The sequence below is a fragment of the Bradyrhizobium sp. CIR18 genome (genome assembly GCF_014198295.1).
Classification (GTDB): Bacteria; Pseudomonadota; Alphaproteobacteria; order Rhizobiales; family Xanthobacteraceae; genus Bradyrhizobium.
Genome location: NZ_JACIHF010000018.1, coordinates 80977 through 100089, shown reverse-complemented (window position 1 = coordinate 100089; position 19113 = coordinate 80977). Strand labels below are relative to the sequence as shown.

Here is a 19113-nt window from a genome sequence, read left to right as displayed (position 1 = left end):
AGCTGGACGGTCCGGAAGGACGGCGTGGGTTTACCTCAACGACTACGAGGATGGAACGCGGCGGAACGTGGGCGAAGCGGAATGGGTGAAGGTGTTCGCATCCGCGGAGGCGGCCGATCGATGGTTCGACCAGCACGATCCGGAGGGCGTTGCGTGGGAATACGAGATCGAAGGCGGGCAGCGGCAGGCTTCCGTCTGGATCTATCTCCCCGACGAGAACTCAAGAGCGATCGGAGACACTTCCTGGGCCAAGCTGTTCGCCTGCAAGCGAGCAGCCGACGAGTGGCTCGAGCGGAACGCTCCTTTTCAAGTACCTCCTGGCGAGCTGCCGTGGCAAACTAGATCGATGCTTCAGGACAAGACGAACCTGGCCGCAATGGCGGAGGCCTTGAGCCGGTCGGCGGACTACCGCGTGCTGCGGCGGCTCGTTCCGCGCCCGCCCTGCCGGTCGCCCGCCGGCTGTGGGACCCGGACCGCCGCCCTACTGGACACCGAGACGACGGGCCTCGATCACGAGAGAGACGAGATCATCGAGCTTGGGATGGTCAAATTCGACTACACCGCGAATGGTCGGATCGTCCGCCTCAGAGACACCTTCTCGGCCTTCAACGAGCCAAGTGCGCCGATTTCCGAGGAAGTGACGGCACTCACCGGCATCACCGATGAAATGGTGGCCGGCCACAAGATCGACGAGGCCGCGGTGAACGCCTTCGTCGCGGATGCGGTTATCGTCATCGCTCACAAGAGAGGCTTCGATCGAAAGTTCGCGGAGCGCTACTGTCCTGTCTTTGAGAGCAAAGCTTGGGGCTGCAGCGCGACGGAGATCGACTGGCGAGCACACGGCTTTGCGGGCGCGCCAACTCGCCTACCTGCTGCACGGAGCCGGACATTTCCACCAGGCCCACAGGGCCGTAGACGACTGCCATGCGCTGCTGGAGATCCTGGACTTCACGTTGCCGACGACCGGCGGTCGGCTTCGCCTGGACGCGATGCAAGCGCCGCGCTTGCATTTCTTCCGAAAAAGGTAAGCTACCGTTCGGAGGATTTGCCGGTGACAAGCGCATGCAAAAAACACTGCCAGCCCTCGCGGCTGGCTCCCCGTAGCGGCTTTGGCAACTATGGCGCTGATACAGTTGTTTTCTGTCGCCGGGCTTGATTTGAGCGCCGGAAGGATGGCGAGCAGCAGGCCGGCAATCGGTCTCGAACCGACGTCCGGTCTATGGGGTGCTGAAGACGGTGCAAAACGATACGCCGTCCGAGGTCCTGTTGAGCATCAGTGAGCTTCGGCACTCGCACTCCTGCTCGATACGGCGCGGCGAAAGACGGTCCGGATCTGGGCCGAGCAGTCGCCGTTCGAGTTGAAGGCTTCGTTGAAGCGGCGAGGTTATCGCTGGAGCGACGGCACGGACGGCCGTCCGAAAAGCTGGTACGTCGAGGTTTGCGAGGCCGCTGTTGACGACGAGCTCGCATTTCTGAGGGCCGAAATCTACCTGCGCGACGTCGAGCCGCGTCTGCAAACGCTGACCGCCTTCACCCGCTTCTCCTGCAGGATCTGAGGACGCGCTGGCGCCTTCCTGAGCCCGCCGAAGAACCCGACCGTCATCGGCCGAGACGCTTCTCGACCCGCTTGCGGGAGTTGCCGACCTTCTTAACGGCCTTCTTCACGGCCGACGCCGAGCGACCAGTTTTCTTCGCTTCATACCGGACTTCGTAGTCTTGTCCCTTGGCTACCCGCGCTCGGTCCTGTTTGCGCCCTCGCGCGGTCTTCTTCTTAGCCGCCATCGGCTACTCCTATCGCGAATGATCGATCGGGTGCAACGCCGCAAGGATTCGCAGGTTCAGGAGCCATTTCGAGCCTGCCGGTCTGAGCGGGCGAATTGTTGCGGCCCTTTGAGCGGCTCGTCGCCCCTCCCGCAAGCTGGAGGCGCGCTTCCGAACCATAGCCGACAACGGACGTTATCGGATCATGTCAGACGCCTTTGACTACTTCCGGGCCTACGCGGTCCGAGCTCTTTGCAAGGCCCGCTCGATGCCGCAAGGCAAGATGAAGCATCTGCAGCTTGTGGCCGGACGAATTTATAACCTCCTCAAGAAGGAGGCCGCTTACGCTCCGAACATGCAGCACCTTGAGGACTTCCGCGCAGCGCAGAAGCTCGAGAGGTTTCTCGATCGGGAGCCTGGCGTCGCCGCGACCGCGCGACGTCGTGTCACTTCACCGGGATCGCAGGACATAGGGCGGGAGGCTCATTGAGTGCCAGCCCTCGACACCCGCGCCGTAGTAGGCCTCCTTCGAGAATATGCGCAGCGTAGCGCCTTGCGCGGCGGCAATCCGTACCGCGCGAAAGCCTATTCTCGGGCCGCGGATAGCCTGGCGGCCCTTGCGATCCCTCTTCATGTGCTCATCGCCGAAGACCGGCTCACCGAGATCCCCGGTGTCGGCGAGGCCATAGCCGGCATGATCACCAAGCTGCACAAGACGGGCACCGATCCGAGCCTCGAGAAGCTGCGCAAGGAAATTCCTGAGGGCGTGCTCGAGATGCTCTCCGTGCCCGGTCTCCGCCCCGAGAAGGTGCTGCGTCTCTACAAGGATCTCGGCATCAGGTCCCTTGCCGAATTGGAGGCCGCGGCGAAGGACGACCGCATCAAGAAGGCCAAAGGACTCGGGGCCGCCTTGCAAACCAAGATCCTGCAGAATCGGGCGATCGCGAAGAGCGGTGAAGGCAGCCTCCATCTGCACCGGGCCGCCGCCCTGCTGGCGCACGCCACGGAATCGATCCGTAAGTCTCAACCTGAGCTGAAGCGCGTCACCATTGCCGGCGACTTCCGACGAGGGTGTGAACTCGTCGGCGATCTCTCGATCGTTGCTGAGGCCCCCAAGGCCAGCAAGGCGGCGAAGCCATCGCTGACGGACGGACTGCAGATCCACCTGTCGAACCGCAAGCACTTCGGCGCCGCGCTTTTATTCGCGACGGGCTCCGCCGCCCACATCGAGCAGCTCCGGACGCTGGCCGCCGAGAAAGAGATGCGGTTGGAAGCCGATGGCTTGCACAAGGGGCGCACCCTGATCGCCGGCGAGGAGGCCGAGATCTACTGCGCCCTCGGTCTGCCCTTCATCGACCCTGAGCTCCGGGAGGGGCGCGGCGAGATCGAGGCGGCTCTGAAAGGCAAGCTCCCGAAGCTCGTCACCGACCAGGACCTGCGCGGCGTCCTTCACTGCCACACCGATGCCTCCGATGGCACCGAGACCCTGGAAACCATGGCCAAGGCCACGCGCCAGCGCGGCTTCGAGTACTTTGGCGTGGCCGACCATTCCAAGTCCGCTCACTACGCCGGCGGTCTCTCCGTCGAGGAGATTGCGCAGCAGCAGCGGGAAGCCGACCGTCTGAACAAGCGCTTCGGCAAAGACTTTCGGATCCTCAAAGGCGTCGAGTCAGACATCTTGGCGGACGGCTCGCTGGACTATCCGGACGACGTGCTGGAGCGTTTCGATTTCGTGGTCGCCAGCATCCACGGCCGCTTCAAATTGGATCGCAAAGCGCAGACGCAGCGCCTGCTTCGAGCCATTTCCGATCCCCACACGACCATCATCGGCCACATGACCGGGCGGCAGCTCCAGCGGCGGCCCGGCTATGAAATCGACGTCGAGAAGGTGCTGCGGGCATGCGCGAAGCACGACGTTGTCGTCGAGATCAACGCCCACCCATGGCGGCTCGACCTGGACTGGCGCTGGCACCAGACGGCGCTGGAGTTCGGTTGCATGCTGAGTATCAATCCGGACGCGCACTCGATCCCCGAACTCGACCACATGCACTCGGGCGTCCAAATGGCCCGTAAGGGCGGCGTCCCTGCCGATCGGGTCCTGAACGCGATGAAGCTTCCCGAAATCACGCGCTACTTCCGCCAGAAGCGGCGCTCGCTCGCCCGCGCCGCCTGATGCCGCAGGCGCACGATCTCTCGCTCGAGGGAAAGGTGGCGGCGGTCGCCGCCGACCCTGGGCACCACTTCAGCAAACCGGTCCAGGCTCGCATCGTTCTGGTGGAGGGCCACGGCGTCCAAGGCGACGCCCATGCCGGCCCTTTCGTCCAGCACCGTTATCTCGCCCGCCGCCGGCCACGCCTGCTCAATCTCCGGCAGGTCCACCTGATCCCGGCCGAGCTCTTTGCATTCCTCGCGGAAGCCGGCTTCGAGGTCGCAGCGGGGGACATGGGTGAGAATATCACCACGACTGGCCTAGACCTGGAGCGGATGCCGCTCGGGACCCTGATCGAGCTCGGGCCGGCCGCGGTCGTTGAGCTAACCGGCCTCCGGACGCCCTGCGTCCTTATCGACCGCTTCCGAGCCGGCCTTAAGCGGCAGGTGTTCTCGTCGGCGGAAAGGGGCCCTCCATTCAAATCCGGCGTGCTGGGCGTGGTACGGACCGGCGGGACGGTCGCGGCTGGTGATATCGCGCGGGTCCGCCTTCCGTCCTCCTCGCTTCGGCCCTTGCCGGCCCTGTAGAGAGACCCTGCCATGGCCAGAAAATCGACCCTGCCTCGTCGCCTGCAGCCCATGCTGGCCACGCTGACCGATACACCGTTCGACGATCCAAATTGGGTCTTCGAGGACAAATTCGATGATTTTCGCATGGTCGCGGAAATCCGGCATGGTGGGGTCGCGCTCTACAGCCGCAACGGAAAAATAATCAGCCGCTCTTATATCGAGGTCGCGAAAGCACTTGAGGGCGTGAAGGCGGACGCCGTGATCGATGGCGAGCTCGTTGCAATCGGTAAGGATGGCGTATCCCATTTCCAGTTGCTTCAAAACGCCCTTCGCCACAAGTCCAAGCTTCTGTACTGCGCGTTCGACCTCATGTTCGCAGACGGCGAGGACCTGCGCGCGCTGCCGCTCCTCGAGCGCAAGACGCGGCTCAAGGCCATTCTGCCGCGCCACAAACTGATCGCGTTCAGCAACCACCGCAAAGGCAACGGCACGAAGTTCTTCGCAGACGCCGAAAGAAGACATCTCGAAGGCATCATGGCCAAACGCGCCGACAGCCCCTACGCGTCCGGACGTCGGACCGCTGACTGGCTGAAGGTGAAGACCGCGCAGCGGCAGGAGGTCGTGATCGCCGGCTTCACGGCGCCGAGGAGAACCCGGCCCTTCTTCGGCGCGCTCGTGCTAGCGGTACGCGAAGACGATGCATGGCGGTACATCGGCCACGTCGGCACCGGCTTCAGCCACCAGGCTCTGGAAGAGCTTCACGGCAAGCTCGTGAGGCTCAAGACGGCCAAGTCGCCCTTTCCTGCCCAGGTGAAGGACGAGCAGGTCACGACCTGGGTGCGTCCTTCGTTGGTCGCGGAAGTGAAGTTTGCGGAGTGGACCAGCAAGGGCGAGCTGCGCCAGCCGGTCTATCTCGGCCTGCGCTCCGACAAGAACGCGCAGGACGTCGCTCGCGAAAAGAACTGGTCGCGAAAATAATGCCGGCGAGAACAGCCGTACGACCTGGAGTCAGCCGGCGGGCCGCTCGGATGCCGAAGGCCAGGGCGGCAGGGGCGGCAACCCGAGAGCCTTACGTACGGGTCCGAACGATCGCCGGTGAGCTGCGCATGCGCCAAACCTGGCGAGCGCCTCATAATGAGCCGGCACCGGGTAGCCCTTGTGATCCGCGAACCCATAGCCGGGGTGACGCACGTCGAGCGTCCGCATGACGGCGTCGCGCTCGACTTTCGCAAGGATGGAGGCGGCGGCGATGCTGGCGGACTTGGCGTCGCCTTTGATGATAGCCTCCTGAGGGATGTCGATTTCCTTCAACCGCTTCGCATCGATCAGCAAGTGCTGCGGCGTCAATCGCAGCCCCCGGACCGCACGCTGCATAGCCTGGATGCCCGCCCAATAGATATTGATCGCGTCGATCTCCTCGACCTGGACGAACACTACACACCAACTCTCTGCCTTTTCCTTGATCTCCTTCGCAAGTTCTTCGCGAGCCGCGGCGTCGAGCTTTTTCGAGTCGTCGATCCCGACTATCCGCGTGCCAGGTTTCAGAATCACGGCGCCAGCGGAGACTGGCCCCGCAAGAGGGCTCATTCCGGCCTCGTCCACGCCTGCCACGGCATGGTGGCCGCTTTCCCAGAGAGAGGTCTCGAAACGGAGCATCTTGCGGAGGCGCTGCCCTTCGGACCTATTTTCGAAGCGGCGTCTATCGATTGAAGCCAGGATGGCACGGGCTCCTGCGCGGGTGTCGGCCCGCAAGATCTGCTCGGCGGTGGCCTCGAGGGGTCTTTTCTCGACGACATAGCGCTGACGCAATACATCGAGCGAATATTGGGACATAGCGGCCTTCGCAAAGACTGACTGGGAGGAGCGTGTCGGTGAACTTTGTGGCGATTGTCTGAAGTTGAGCCATGCCGCGTCCATCGATTGCGCAGCGCTTTGCCGAAGGAACCGGCCGCCTCTCATCTAAGGTCCACAATTCTGCGTTGTCACCGAAAATACAGCGCGTCAACCGACCTCACAGCGGAACTAACCAGTGTCTCCGTCCTTTAGAAAGAGTGGAGCCTCGATCCCAGGGTGCTTCCGAGGGACAGGCGCATGCTCCGCGAGACCGGCAACGAAGTACAGGTGCTAGACCGCACTGCCGAAGTGGCGGCCACCATCGCGGAAGAAGGCCTCCGCTACGTCAGCGACTCCGCGCCGGGGTACACGCGCAAGCGGACCGGAACCACTTTCTGCTATTACGACATGGACGGAAAGCGCATCACCGACGCCGCCGTCATCCGGCGCATCAAATCAATCGGCATCCCGCCGGCCTACGAATCCGTGTGGATCTGCCCTTCGGCCAACGGCCACATCCAGGCAACCGGGCTCGATGCGCGAGGCCGCAAGCAATACCGCTACCACGCAAAGTGGCGCGACCTGCGCGACCAGAACAAGTATGAGCACATCATCCAGTTCGCGGCCGCGCTGCCAGCACTACGGGAGCGGGTCGCCGCCGACATGAAGCGGGACGGACTGCCTCGCGAGAAGGTGCTGGCCACGATCGTCAGTCTGCTGGAGAAGACGCTGATCCGGGTCGGCAACGCCGAGTATGCGGAAAAAAACAAGTCCTACGGGCTCACCACCATGCGCCGCAAGCACGTGGAGGTCGGCCGCGGCGTCCTTCGGTTCGACTTCACGGGCAAGTCGGGCAAACAGTGGAAACTTCGCGTCGAGGACAAGCGGATCGCCGCGATCGTGAAGCGCTGCGCGGAGATCCCGGGACAAGAGCTCTTCAAGTACCTGGAAGATGACGAACAGCCGCGCACCGTCGATTCCGGCGACGTTAACGCCTACATCAAGGACATCACAGGGGAGGATTTCAGCGCCAAGGACTTTCGAACATGGGCGGGGACGGTTCTGGCGGCATTGGCGCTGGCTGAATTCAAGAAGTACGACAGCCAGGCCGAGGCGAAGCGTAACGTCGTCGCCGCGATCGAGAGCGTCTCGAAGCAGCTCGGCAACACACCCGCAATCTGCCGCAAGTGCTACGTGCACCCTGAAGTCCTGAACGCCTACATGTCCGGTGACCTCGTGAAGATGATCGAAGCCAAGATCGCTCGGAAGTTCAAGCGCCAGTACGCCAAGCTCACGCCGGACGAGATCATGGTTCTGGCGTTTCTGCGCAAGCGTCTCGATTCTCTGAAGGCCCCCGCCTAGTCCCGCGATCAATTCTTAGCCGGCGCTCTCCGCGATCGGTTGCAAGCCGGCCTTAACGGCACGCGCTCTCGTCGGCGGAAACGAGCCGTCGCCTTCCAATCGGGTTGCTGGGCGTGGTCCGGGCAACGGGACGGTCGCGGCTGGCCATAGCCCCCGGGCGGGCTTCCATCCTCATCCCGCCCATTGCCGGCTCTGTAAAATGCGCCGTGCATAAATCGGCGGCCCAATAGCCGAATCGAAGCGCATTCGATAGTTCGGAGCGGCATGGCCGCAAACAAGGTAACGGCGGTACGCTTGGGGCTGGGGAGGCAACCGACGGTCCGGGACTATCAAGCCGCCCAGCTCCGCTGGCGGCTTTTTTTCATTCAACCTCCCTCAGGAGGCGTTCGCCCTTGCTGGTTCACGGGCCTCACGGCGACGCTCCCGGCGCTCGCGCCGCCGCTTGGCTCGATCGGCGGGCTGCCGCAGCGGTGGAACGGGCGACGTGGACGCCGCAATGGAATCTTCAACCGCAGGCAATTGGACAGCCGCCGACGCCGCTGGGCGGGCCTCCATGAGGTCGAGCACTGCCCGCTGTGATCTTCCATCCCCCGCTTAGGCGCTCGACCAGTCCTTGTGACCAGATGTCCAGGTCGGGCGCCTTGGCCGCGAGCCGCCTGGTCCGGTCCGCCCAGTCGCGGCCACTCGTCGCCAGGATGGCCATGTCTCGCTTGAGGTCTTCTATCACGGCAAACCCGTCTGGGTATGCCGCCAAGATCTTCAAAACAGTGACCTGGAAGTTCACGTCCGCATCCCCGCTCTCAGTTAGCACCACATGGTGGGCGCGTGCGAGAGGGCCTTGCGGCCGACCTGTCTGAGGTCTTCGGGAGAGAGTTCGCCGCTGGTGGCGGCCTCCAGGATCTTCGATGCCACATGCGTACGCGCCCCGATCTCGCGCTGCGGAAGACCCTCGCATACTTCTTCGAAGACCGCACGCAAAAGCGCGGTGGTTGCCGTGTCGAACATGAGATGCCCCCGATAAGGGAAAGTCGCATCTTAGCCGAGTTTCCCGGCCTTGGGATTCAGGCATGTTAATCGGAGATGCGCGATCTGAGGCGGCAACGACGCCAGGACATGCCGAGATGCAGGGCAGCCAACTTCGGCTTCCAGACTTATTGCAGACATCCCGCCGGCTGCATGATGAGGACTGCTAGTGGACCCTTAGCGGACCTTGACCATTCTCATTCCGTGCTGCGGTCGCCGCTTGTTCCCTTTCAATGTAGGGTGCTGTCCGTATTTGACCCCGACTGTCCTAGTTCGAATTACGCAGTGTCGTAACTCCAATTCCTAACGTAGATTACCTCGGCAGGGCTACTCAGGAGGTTCGCATGCGGATGCTCCCGGAAGTCGAATTTTTCCGCAAATACGTGGGATATACCCCGCCGAGCGCGCGGCGGCCGGCAGCGATCTCACGCGCATCATGCTCGCCAGATCACGGGAGCAACTTGAGCAGTCCCGAAAGCTTTTAGACGAGATGCCCCCCTGCCTCGGACATGGCCAAAACCAATCAAGAAGCACTAAGATCACCTCATGACGCCTGAAGAATACTTGGCCAATGCGGAGCGCTATCGGCAGTCTAAAGAGACGGCCACGGACCCATTCACCCGAACCCACCTAGAGGCGATGGAACGGAGCTTCCGGACGTTGGCCGAAAGCGAGACTGCCTTGCGGCGAACAGGCAAACTTGTGGACGCCTTGGATACGCGGAAGCGCCCGCAAGGGTAAGGCCGCCTCAGTTGCCAGCCCTCCGTTGATCTAGCGCAACGGTTCCGCCATTCCCCCCGGCGACGCTGAGCCATGACCTGAGCCCGACAAACAGATCGAGGGTAAGGAGATCAAGCCGTCCCGGCTGGAGCAGGCGCGACGGATAATCGAGGAGTACACAGCCGAGTTGCGCGAGATCATCCAAAAGCTACCCGCAAGATGAACTAAGGCCGCGTCAGTGAGCGGCATCTTTCATTTCACCCCACGTTGACTTCGGTTGCTGGGCCCTTAGCCGACCTACAACGAACTCCGTCGATCTGTCGCTAACGATCCGAAGCCGGACATTCGCGAACCGATGGAACTATTGGATTGGAAGTCCATTAATCATTAAGGATGCTCCAGTCGGGAGGCGGAGTTATGGGTATCGAGCGTATGTACCCACCCAAATACTGGCAGATGCGAGCCGAGGAGTTTCGCGCTAAGGCGGACAATGCCGAGTATAGACAAACCAAGGACGCGCTCAGCAAGGTCGCTGACAACTATGACGAACTAGCCCAACGCGCCGGACGCATCCGTACAGTTCAAGACGCAGCAGAGTAGCTGCCCCGCGAGCAGTGGGACGAGTAAGGCGTAGAGTTATGGATCGCGCCATGCTAGAGCGGCACTTGGGCATAGCCGAGCGGCACGCCGCGCAAGGCAGAGAGCATCTTGATCAGCAGGAACAGCTCATTGCCGAACTAGATCGCAATGGCCACGATACGGCGGAAGCCATAAGAGTACTCACCACACTGCGCCAAACGCAGACACTTCATGAACAAGACGTGGAGCGCCTGCTAAACGAACTTGAAAATTAGGGCCGCCCCTCAGTTGGTGGCTTTTTTCATTCAGCCAACGCTGACTTCCGCTTGTGGCCGATTTTGTTGCAAAGGTCGGCTGTAACCGACGATGCCGTTCGGCCATTTCACCTGGGCGTCGGGGACCGAACCTGAGCGGGAGGCGCTCGCGCAACCAGCGATGCGAGCCGCCGCAAGTTCTGGGCGATGGCAGCAAGAACAAACTCGTCCTGGGCGCCTCGTGGACCGCGGAGTCGAAGCCGGCCGAGCTTGAGGATGCGCTTGAGGTGCGCAAACCGCATCTCGATTTTCTTTCGCTCACGTCGCGACTGCTCAAAGCCCTCGGTGCCAGCGAAGGAGGGTGCAACGTCTCGGGCGTGTTCATGGACGTCGCGTGGGATCTTGCGTGCGGGCTCTTTTGGGCAGCAATGCGGTTTGAGCGCGCATACATCGCAGTCGATCTTGCTGGCGCGATAAGCGTCTTGCCCTCGTGCACGGTGCTGCATGTTCTCGCCTATAACCTCACACGGGTGATGAACATCGTCGGCAAACCAAGCCTGATTGCACCCATCCGCGCCGCCTGAAGGCCGGAAAGCGCGTCCAAAACCGCAATACCCCGCCGCGATACTTCGTTTGGCCCAGTCATTGACTATCGGAGCGACGACATCGGCCGACTGCAATGATTGGCGGCAACGGCCGCTCCCGACCTGTGCGTTTGCACACAACCAAGACCCAAACCGGACACCAACCCCTTAGGCTGCCCGTCGTTTAGGAGCGGCCCGCTCACGAGATGATCGGTGCTGCGCAGCAGTCCCATGGCCTCGCGCATCAGTTCGCGCGAATGACTCAGCATCTGCTGATCGACGGCTTAATCGGGCTTATAGATCATCGAGGTCACGCTCCTTCGGAAGCCCGCAGAAGCGACGCGCTCAACCTCAGAATCGTCTATTTCCCACAAGGGTCGCTACATTTTGGGCCATGGCCACGATATCGATCGGCTTCTCCCAGAGCGGCACGTCGTGGAATTCCGCCTCGATGCTGATCTTGTCGTAGCCGGTGGTAAACACGAAGGGCACGTGGCGCGCCCCGAGCTCCCGGGCGATCGGAAAGATCGGCGCAGCGCGGATGTTCACGTCGAGCACTGCAGCATCCAGGACGCCGCCGCTATGCAGCATCGCGACCGCATCCTCGATGTGGCCGACGGGACCTGCGATCTCTGCGCCGAGCTGCCGCAGCGCGTTGCCAATGTCGTCGGCGAGAAAATACTCGTCTTCGACCACGAGAATGCGGCGGCCCGCGAGCGGCGCAGATTGACGCGACGATGGGGCCGAAGCTGAAACGGACATGATCCCCTCCGCAGAGCCCTCCACCTTGGAACATAAGTCGGGGGGCCGCCTTGGTGCAAACGATGCAATCGGAGGTGAGTTCCATGGGCAACCGCGACATCATCGTGATCGGGGGCTCAGCCGGGGCCACCCAGCCTTTGAAGCAGATCCTGAGCCGTCTGCCGGCGGACCTGCCGGCGGCCATCTTCATCGTCCTGCACATTCCGGCGCAAGGGATCGGGATCCTGTCCACGGTCGCCAGCAGTGCCGGCCCGCTCCCGGTCCGGCAGGCCGAAAATGGCATGAAGATCGAGCCGGGCCGGATATCTTGCCGCGCCTGACCATCATCTGCTGCTGGCGGAAGATCGCGTCATGCTTGGGCGCGGTCCGCGCGAAAACATGGTCCGGCCGGCCATCGACGCGCTGTTCCGCTCGGCGGCCCTCCATCACGGCCCGCGGGTCATCGGCGTGCTCCTGAGCGGCCTATTGTCGGACGGCGCAGCCGGCCTCAACGCCATCAAGCGCTGCGGCGGGATGACCGTGGTGCAGGACCCGTCGGACGCCATCTCCGACGAGATGCCGTTGCGGGCCATGGAGGCCACCACGGTCGATCTCTGCGTCCCCGGCGCCGGTATGGGCGACGTGCTGTCCGAATTGGCCCGCGAACAGGCGGGCGCGGTGCTGCCGATCCCACCTGAGATCAGACTCGAGGTCCAGATTGCCGCCGGCGAGCGGATCGGCAGTGACAATCTGGTCGCAATGGCTGACCCGGTCGCGCTGACCTGCCCGGCGTGCGGGGGGGTGCTGTCCGAGGTCACGGAGGCCCGGCCGATGCGCTTCCGCTGCCAGGTGGGGCACGCCTATACCGCCGATGCCCTCGCCAAGGAGCAGGAAGGGCGGGTCGACGAGGCGCTGCGCGTCGCGCTGCGCATCATCGAGGAGCGGGCGGAGCTGGTGCATCGCATGGCCTCCGACGGCCGCCGCAGCGGCCGGGCTGCCGTCGCCGAAATGTATGAGGCGCGGGCGGCCGAATACCGCGAATATGCCGACATGATCCGGCGCGTCGTGCTAAAGTCGCTCGATCCCCCGGCGCGCAAGCGCGAGGTATGAAGATTCCGCCATGACCATGTCGCTCGCCGAATGCACCAGGCAGCTCGACGCCGAGCAGCGTCTTCTCATCAAGGCAAACGCCGACATCGAAGATGGCCGGCAGCGTGTGTACGATCAGCAAGCGCGGGTGCGCGAGCTGCAGGCTGATGGACACGACATTCGCCAGGCCGAGCGTCTGGTCGAGCTGCTCAAGCAGACGCTGACGGAGTGGGAACGTCATCGGACCCTGATCGAGGCGCGGGTCCTTCATCTTCGCCACGAGGCCGACCAAGCGTCGCGGGACGCTTGAGCGCTGGCCGCCTGAACTCCGCGCCGAGCTCGTACATGTAATCGAGCTGCTGCGCGACGCTGCGGCGCCAGTATTCGTTCTCGTCCATCAGTTGGCGGGCGGTCGCGACGGCGCCCTCGGCCCGCCGGATCAAGGCCGCCAGCTCTCCCGATAGCTCTCCGGTCGGTTCCTGCGGCATCTCCGGCGTATGGTGCTTTCGGCTCTCGCTGACAACGCACCCGTTCGGCCGAAAGAGGCTAGGGACATTTTCGCCTTTGATCTGTTGGGATAACATGGATTCCTGCTATTTGCAGAGGCCGGGCGCCCGTCGCTCACGGTCAGGAAACGAAAGCTGCCAGAGCCATGAATGAAGTCGGCGACCAGCCGGTCGAGCGCAAGATCAAGTCTCCGCTGGTGATTGGCGTAGGCGCCTCGCCCGCTGCGATGGACAGCATCGCGCGCTTCTTCGCGAAGCTGAACGTCGCGGACGACCAGGCTGTCGTGCTGGCGCTGCAGCATCACGAAGCCTTCGATGGGCCGCGGCTGCGCGAAATGGTCCAGGGATCCAACGGAAGCAAAGTCGCCGACATCCGCGACGGCCAGACAATCGAGGGCGGCACGGTCTATCTGTGCCAGCGGGCGATGATCACCACCATCCAGGGCGACCGGTTCGCGATCCGCAAGGCCGAGCAGGCGCCGGGCGAGCGGGCCACCATCGACAGCTTCCTGGTGTCGCTGGCGGAGGAGCGTGCCGAGCAATCGATCGGCGTGATCCTCGCCGGCACCGGCGGCGACGGCACGCTCGGCGTTGCCACGCTCAAGGACCATGGCGGTCTTGCGATCGCCGAAAAGCTCGCGAGCGAGGAGGCTGATCCTCTGCTCGACAGCAACATGCCCTCAGCCATCGCCGACTACATCCTGCCGCCGGAAGAGATTCCGGAGCACATCCACGTCTATGCAAGGCACCTGCGCCGCTTGGAGGAGAAGCAGGGGTTTGACGAGGTGCTGGCCGCGGCCGCGACCTCGTTGTCGCGCATTGCCGACATCCTGCGCAACAAGTCCGGCAACGACTTCCACGGCTATAAGCAGAACACCTTCCTGCGCCGCGTGCAGCGGCGCATGCAGGTGGTGCAGATCGACGACATCGCGGCCTATGTCGATTTCCTCAGGAACGATAAGGACGAAGTCCAGCACCTCTTCAACGACCTCCTGATCGGCGTCACCGAGTTCTTCCGCGACAAGCGCGAGTTCGAGGTGCTGGAGACCCAGGTCATTCCGCAGATCTTCGACGGCAAGGACCCGGGCCAGCAGGTCCGCGTCTGGGTGCTCGGCTGCGCCACCGGCGAAGAAGCGTATTCGATTGGCATTCTCCTGCGCGAGCACATGGCGCGGATGGATTCTGCGCCGCAGGTGCAGATCTTCGCAACCGACATCGACGGACGGGCGCTTGCGACCGCGCGTGTCGGCCGCTATCGCACCAACATCGAGGCCGACATGACGAGCGAGCGCCTTGCGCGCTGGTTCGTGCGAGAGGGCGATACCTATTGCGTGGTGAAGGAGCTGCGCGAGATGTGCATCTTCTCGCAGCACAACGTCATCAAGGACGCGCCGTTCTCCAAGCTCGACCTCGTCTCCTGCCGCAATCTGCTGATCTATCTTAATGCCGAGCTGCAGAACCGGGTAATCCCGCTGTTCCATTTCGCACTGCTGCCGGGGCGCTATCTGTTCCTTGGCAATTCCGAGAACGTAACGCGGCACCCGAAGTTGTTCGCGCCTGTCGACCGCCGCGCCCGCATCTTCAGGAAGTTGGAAACCGGCACGCGGCTGCCGCCGGAATTCCCCATCACCACGTCGGCCAGCAGGACCCCGGTCGAGCTGCCGCCGGTGCGCTCGTTCGGTCCCGACGTCGGACTGGAGCGCCGCGCCCAGCGCGTCGCGGAGCGTTATGCGCCGGCTTATGTCATCACCGACGACAATTTCCAGATCCTGCATTTTTCGGGGCGCACCGGCCGTTACATCGAGCCGACGGCAGGCACTGCCACGCTGGACCTGCTTCAGCTGGTGCACCGCGATCTCCGCCTGGAGCTACGCACCGCGCTCAGCCGCGCCGCGGAGACCAACGAGGCGGCGCATGCCGAGCAGGTGCAGCTTGGCGTGAACGGTCACCGCGTCCTGGTCGACATCACCGTGGAGCCGATCCAGGAGGGGGTCGGCCGCCATCGCAATTTCGTGGTCCTGTTCAAGGACGGCCCGTTGCGGGTGGTCGACACCAACCAGGGCAACAGCAATACGCTGGTGCGCACCGAGCATGTCGAGCGGCTCGAAAGCGAGCTGCGTGCTACGCGCGAGCGCCTGCAGGCGACCATCGAGGAGCTCGAAAGCACCAATGAGGAGCTGAAATCCTCCAACGAGGAATACCAGTCGCTCAACGAGGAGCTGCAGTCGGCCAATGAGGAACTGGAGACGTCGCGCGAGGAATTGCAGTCGGTCAACGAGGAGCTCACCACCGTCAACGGCGAATTGGCCCATCGTGTCCAGGAGCTGACGCGCGCCACGAGCGACCTCAAGAACTTCCTCGAAAGCACCCAGATCGCCACCGTCTTCCTCGACAACGATCTGCGCGTGATGAAATTCACCCCGGCCATCACCCAGATCCTGCATCTTGTCGAAACCGATACCGGCCGTCCCATTGCTCATATCAAGGCCCGGGTGCCCATCGAAGAACTCTACGAGGACGTCCGTCGGGTACTGCGCACACTCGCGAGTGTCGAGCGCGAGTTGAGCGCACCCGACAGCGGCACGCGCTATATCGTGCGCATCCTGCCTTACCGCAGCATCGACAATTTCATCGCCGGCGTCGTTATCACCTTTATCGATGTCACCGCGATCACTCGCGCCGAGGAGCGGCAGCGCATGCTGCTGGCCGAATTGCAGCATCGCGTCCGCAACACCCTCGGCGTGGTGCGCTCGATCGCCCGCCGCTCCGCCGAATCCGCCGCCACCGTCGAGGAATACGCCTCCCATCTCGACGGCAGACTCAATGCCTTCGCTCGCACTCAGGCGCTGGTCACGCGCGATCCCGAAGGCGGCGTCGATCTCGAATATCTGGTGGTCGAGGAGTTGCTCGCTTACAACGCGCGGGAAGGCGAGCAGATGCGGGTCTCCGGTCCCAAGGTACGCTTGCAGCCCAAGGCCGCCGAGACGTTCGCGCTCGCGATCCATGAGCTTGCGACCAATGCGATGAAATACGGAGTCCTCAGTCAATCGACCGGGCGCATCGAGGTTACCTGGCGCCTCGAAGAGAGCCGCGAGCCGGCGGAGCTGGTGTTCGAATGGCGCGAGCGCGGCGGGCCGCAGGTCAAGGCGCCCGCACGCAAGGGCTTTGGGACTGAACTTCTGGAGCGTACGCTGGCGTTCGAGTTCAAGGGGCAGACCGCGATCGCGTTCGATCCCTCCGGGCTGCACTGCACGATCGCCATACCCTTGAACAAGCGTACCTTCCACACTCCGGTGGTGGTTGGCTGATGCCATTATCGACGTCCGATCGCAGCCTCATGGAGCCGGTCATTCGCCGGCTCAACATGCTGAAGCCGCTGTCGGCGGAAGCGCGTGCATCGCTCGAATATGCGATGTTCGAAGGCCTCCAGCGCGCCGGAACGGGCGAAGACCTGATCTCCGAAGGCGATCCCGTCGACAGCGTCCGCGTGGTGCTGTCGGGATGGCTCTGCCGCTACAAGACGCTTGAGGACGGACGGCGCCAGATCGTCAATTTCATCTTTCCGGGCGAGAGCTGTGATGCGCACGCGTTTCTTCTTCGGGTGATGGACCACTCCATCGCGACGATGACGCCGGTGGTCTTCACCGAGATCAAGCGCCCGCGCTTCGAGAGTCTTGTCGGCGGTAACCCCACGCTGTCGGAAGCGTTCTTATGCGAAACGCTGGTCAACAACGCCATCCAACGTGAATGGGCCATTAATCTCGGTCGCCGGGTTGCGCTGGAGCGCGGGGCGCATCTGTTCTGCGAAATCTTCGAGCGGCTTCGTCCAGTCGGGATAGTTGAGGGCAATTCCTGTGTCATGCCGATCACCCAGATGGATCTTGCCGATGCTACCGGTCTGTCAGTCGTTCATCTCAACCGAACCCTGCAAGAGCTGCGCGCATCAGGCCTGATCGTGCTGCGTGAGCGCGCGCTGACCATCCCTGACTTCAATGCGCTTAAGAATGCGGCCCTGTTTTCGCCGAGCTACCTCCAGCTCTATCGCCGCGGCTGACGAGCCATCAGCCTCCCCGGGTACCGGTGATCCGGCAGCAGCGCCACCGCTGGCGATACGCGTGGAGGCCAAGCCGAAGTACGTAGTGTCGTCGACGCGAAAGGCCTTCCCGTGGACCAACAGCCACCACATCGCTGCGGCCTCCGCAGGGGCGTGCAGAGGCTCAAGGACGCGACCCCGCCGGGCGTGCTCCTCGGTAGTTCGCGGTCCGCGGTCATTCCATCGGGTTCATGACCGATCCAGACAAACAGACTGACGGAAAGGTAGCCCAGCCGTCGCGCTTGAACGAGGCGCGTCGCATCATCGAGGAGTACATCGCAGACCTCTGCGAGATCATCATGAAGCTGCAGCAGAAGTTAAATTGACACTCCCGGAGGGGCGGCGGCTGGACTGCCCCGAGGGGCTGCACGGCCCATTGTCGACAATCTGGTTGGCAATATTTAACGGTTCCTAGGTAGGGGGCGGAACTCTTGGACTGAATGTTCACGCTTTGTGAAGCGCCCGGCGCCCCATATTGCTCCGCAGCGTGAACGCTGTTCTCGACCCAAAAATCAATGTACTGGCGTGTCGTCGTTAGCATGTGAAAGTTTCGGCCAGCGTCGAATTGAGCTAGAGTAACTATATGCAGGGCTGGGGGCAAGGCGGCGCCCGCACAGCGGTGCCAAGCCACGTTAGTTAAGGGGCCTGCTGTACATCCCGGCTTCACTGCTTCCATCCTCAGCGGCCTAATTCGATTTTAGCGGTGGCCTGTTTCGCCTTTGGAGCGCATAAACGGGGATGCCCGATTCGCACCACCGAACCTGCCACCGTGGAGCGGTCTATAGCCGAACCGAGGCGATGGCCTCAGGTCGGCAGATCGCCAGCTTTGAGTGCTCGGTTTGCGGTGCCACCATGGAATCGTGGAACACCGCTTGGGTGCCCACCTATAGATTGATTGCTGGCCCCGTGCGCCTTCCGCGACCCAGCTAGTTATTGCAACGCTTATCAATTCCGCGGATTAGCCACGGATGGCAGAGTCGTTCGGCACTTCATTCACTATCGTTGAGGTGACCTCGGACGACGCTCCGCAGCCAACGAAGCAGATGTGGCTCGCGTTAGCCAAGCCTAGTCAGGCATTGACGCTAGTCCTTGCTGCCGTTCCCGAAGGCTGGACTGCGGAAGTTGTGCCAGCGGTCCTCACAGAAAAGCAGCAGAGGATGTTCGAGGAACTCAACCTCGAACCTGGCGACGTTTACAGGATCGCTCCAAAGTAGGCCGCCTCAGTGGCGAGTGGCGTCTGCTGTTGGCCCGTGGCTGACCTTGGGCAAGAGCGTAACTATATCCGCTTCCGACAGATTAGCCGACCAAAGTAACGGTGCCTAACGCGGGCAGCCTTTGACCCAAAGCAGGCGTCATCCCTCGGGCAGCCCGGCCATACGCATGCCCTCGTAAGTGCGCTCTCGCGCCGCGAGAGATGCCGGATGGCGACTCAAGACCATGGTTCGAAAGCGGCTGACGGTGAAGGTCGGATCGAGCGAGAGCCCTTCTTGCGCCGCGGTCCGTGCATTGTTCAATTCGCGTAGCTGGGCCAGCGCAGCGGCGAGAACGAAATGCGCCATGGACTAATTCCGGTTGGCTTCGAGACCTCGGCGTAACCAGGAGACCGCTTCCGCGTTAGCATTGAGCTGAAGCTTGGCGAAGCCGACCCACACCATCCAGCGGAATGCGCCGCGATCACGAGGGGAAAGACGGAATGCCTCCTGGATATGGGATTCAGCTTCTGCGCCGCGGCCTAGGAAATACTTCGCAAAACCGATCAGACCGTGAGCGTTGGCCAGGTTCCGATCGAGCGCCAGTGCCTGCTCGTATTCGCCAATAGCTTGGTCCGCCGGTCCGTGATCATTTGGACG

At 62.7% G+C, this 19113-nt stretch carries 16 protein-coding genes and 5 pseudogenes; 14 read left to right on the top strand and 7 right to left on the bottom strand.

Annotation, left to right across the window (positions count from 1 at the left end; all coding sequences use genetic code 11):
- Nucleotides 1-346: 346 nt before the first annotated feature.
- A pseudogene (locus GGD65_RS35095) lies at nucleotides 347-968 on the top strand (3'-5' exonuclease); the annotation flags it as partial.
- A gap of 312 nt (nucleotides 969-1280) precedes the next feature.
- Nucleotides 1281-1556: pseudogene (locus GGD65_RS35090) on the top strand (3'-5' exonuclease); the annotation flags it as partial.
- A 43-nt stretch (nucleotides 1557-1599) separates the two neighbouring features.
- On the opposite strand, the gene GGD65_RS35085 reads toward GGD65_RS35090, so the two are convergent.
- Nucleotides 1600-1782, bottom strand: a complete 183-nt coding sequence (locus GGD65_RS35085; RefSeq protein ID WP_085352473.1) for a DUF3606 domain-containing protein — start codon at nucleotides 1780-1782, stop codon at nucleotides 1600-1602.
- A gap of 184 nt (nucleotides 1783-1966) precedes the next feature.
- On the opposite strand from GGD65_RS35085, the gene GGD65_RS35080 reads away from it, so the two are divergent.
- Genes GGD65_RS35080 through ligD form a run of 4 tightly spaced genes read left to right on the top strand, consistent with a single transcriptional unit; the run spans nucleotide 1967 to nucleotide 5457 of the window.
- On the top strand, nucleotides 1967-2251 hold the full coding sequence (locus GGD65_RS35080) for a hypothetical protein (RefSeq protein ID WP_246783520.1): 285 nt from the start codon (nucleotides 1967-1969) through the stop codon (nucleotides 2249-2251).
- Nucleotides 2252-3934 (top strand): DNA polymerase/3'-5' exonuclease PolX, encoded by a 1683-nt coding sequence (locus GGD65_RS35075; RefSeq protein ID WP_183238197.1) that lies wholly within the window; start codon nucleotides 2252-2254, stop codon nucleotides 3932-3934. It abuts the gene before it with no gap.
- Nucleotides 3934-4497, top strand: coding sequence for an MOSC domain-containing protein (locus GGD65_RS35070; RefSeq protein WP_183238196.1), 564 nt, complete (start codon nucleotides 3934-3936; stop codon nucleotides 4495-4497). The genes GGD65_RS35075 and GGD65_RS35070 overlap by 1 nt, the downstream gene beginning before the upstream one ends.
- 12 nt (nucleotides 4498-4509) lie before the next feature.
- Nucleotides 4510-5457: a non-homologous end-joining DNA ligase gene (gene ligD, locus GGD65_RS35065; protein WP_183238195.1), complete on the top strand. Its 948-nt coding sequence runs from the start codon at nucleotides 4510-4512 to the stop codon at nucleotides 5455-5457.
- Nucleotides 5458-5487: 30 nt separating this feature from the next.
- Here ligD and GGD65_RS35060 read toward each other — a convergent pair whose 3' ends face one another.
- A complete protein-coding gene (locus GGD65_RS35060; RefSeq protein WP_183238194.1) occupies nucleotides 5488-6312 on the bottom strand; it encodes a ribonuclease HII in 825 nt (274 codons plus the stop codon).
- 258 nt (nucleotides 6313-6570) lie between these two features.
- Here GGD65_RS35060 and GGD65_RS35055 point away from each other — a divergent pair, with 258 nt between their 5' ends.
- On the top strand, nucleotides 6571-7674 hold the full coding sequence (locus GGD65_RS35055; RefSeq protein WP_183238193.1) for a DNA topoisomerase IB: 1104 nt from the start codon (nucleotides 6571-6573) through the stop codon (nucleotides 7672-7674).
- A 375-nt stretch (nucleotides 7675-8049) separates the two neighbouring features.
- Here GGD65_RS35055 and GGD65_RS35050 read toward each other — a convergent pair.
- Nucleotides 8050-8458: pseudogene (locus GGD65_RS35050) on the bottom strand (hypothetical protein).
- A 20-nt stretch (nucleotides 8459-8478) separates the two neighbouring features.
- On the bottom strand, nucleotides 8479-8679 hold the full coding sequence (locus GGD65_RS35045) for a hypothetical protein (RefSeq protein WP_183238192.1): 201 nt from the start codon (nucleotides 8677-8679) through the stop codon (nucleotides 8479-8481).
- A gap of 1376 nt (nucleotides 8680-10055) precedes the next feature.
- Here GGD65_RS35045 and GGD65_RS35040 point away from each other — a divergent pair.
- The gene (locus tag GGD65_RS35040) at nucleotides 10056-10271 is read left to right on the top strand and encodes a hypothetical protein (protein ID WP_183238191.1); all 216 of its coding nucleotides are present in this window, start codon (nucleotides 10056-10058) and stop codon (nucleotides 10269-10271) included.
- A 107-nt stretch (nucleotides 10272-10378) separates the two neighbouring features.
- Here GGD65_RS35040 and GGD65_RS35035 read toward each other — a convergent pair.
- Both GGD65_RS35035 and GGD65_RS35030 read right to left on the bottom strand, forming a co-directional pair.
- A pseudogene (locus GGD65_RS35035) lies at nucleotides 10379-10726 on the bottom strand (transposase); the annotation flags it as partial.
- 459 nt (nucleotides 10727-11185) lie between these two features.
- The gene (locus tag GGD65_RS35030; protein ID WP_183238190.1) at nucleotides 11186-11596 is read right to left on the bottom strand and encodes a response regulator; all 411 of its coding nucleotides are present in this window, start codon (nucleotides 11594-11596) and stop codon (nucleotides 11186-11188) included.
- Nucleotides 11597-11679: 83 nt separating this feature from the next.
- Between GGD65_RS35030 and GGD65_RS35025 the strand changes: the two are divergent.
- The 6 genes and pseudogenes from GGD65_RS35025 (at nucleotide 11680) to GGD65_RS35005 (ending at nucleotide 18477) form a co-directional block, all read left to right on the top strand.
- Nucleotides 11680-12685: pseudogene (locus GGD65_RS35025) on the top strand (chemotaxis protein CheB).
- Between the two features lie 10 nt (nucleotides 12686-12695).
- Nucleotides 12696-12974 (top strand): hypothetical protein, encoded by a 279-nt coding sequence (locus GGD65_RS35020; RefSeq protein WP_183231763.1) that lies wholly within the window; start codon nucleotides 12696-12698, stop codon nucleotides 12972-12974.
- A gap of 342 nt (nucleotides 12975-13316) precedes the next feature.
- Nucleotides 13317-16478 (top strand): CheR family methyltransferase, encoded by a 3162-nt coding sequence (locus tag GGD65_RS35015; RefSeq protein ID WP_183238189.1) that lies wholly within the window; start codon nucleotides 13317-13319, stop codon nucleotides 16476-16478.
- Nucleotides 16478-17224 (top strand): Crp/Fnr family transcriptional regulator, encoded by a 747-nt coding sequence (locus GGD65_RS35010; RefSeq protein ID WP_183238188.1) that lies wholly within the window; start codon nucleotides 16478-16480, stop codon nucleotides 17222-17224. The genes GGD65_RS35015 and GGD65_RS35010 overlap by 1 nt, the downstream gene beginning before the upstream one ends.
- A 230-nt stretch (nucleotides 17225-17454) precedes the next feature.
- Nucleotides 17455-17589: a hypothetical protein gene (locus GGD65_RS40905; RefSeq protein ID WP_018321066.1), complete on the top strand. Its 135-nt coding sequence runs from the start codon at nucleotides 17455-17457 to the stop codon at nucleotides 17587-17589.
- A 642-nt stretch (nucleotides 17590-18231) separates the two neighbouring features.
- Nucleotides 18232-18477 (top strand): hypothetical protein, encoded by a 246-nt coding sequence (locus GGD65_RS35005; protein ID WP_018321067.1) that lies wholly within the window; start codon nucleotides 18232-18234, stop codon nucleotides 18475-18477.
- Nucleotides 18478-18615: 138 nt separating this feature from the next.
- On the opposite strand, the gene GGD65_RS41285 is transcribed toward GGD65_RS35005, so the two are convergent.
- Nucleotides 18616-18822: a hypothetical protein gene (locus GGD65_RS41285; RefSeq protein ID WP_409362397.1), complete on the bottom strand. Its 207-nt coding sequence runs from the start codon at nucleotides 18820-18822 to the stop codon at nucleotides 18616-18618.
- Nucleotides 18823-19113 lie beyond the last annotated feature (291 nt).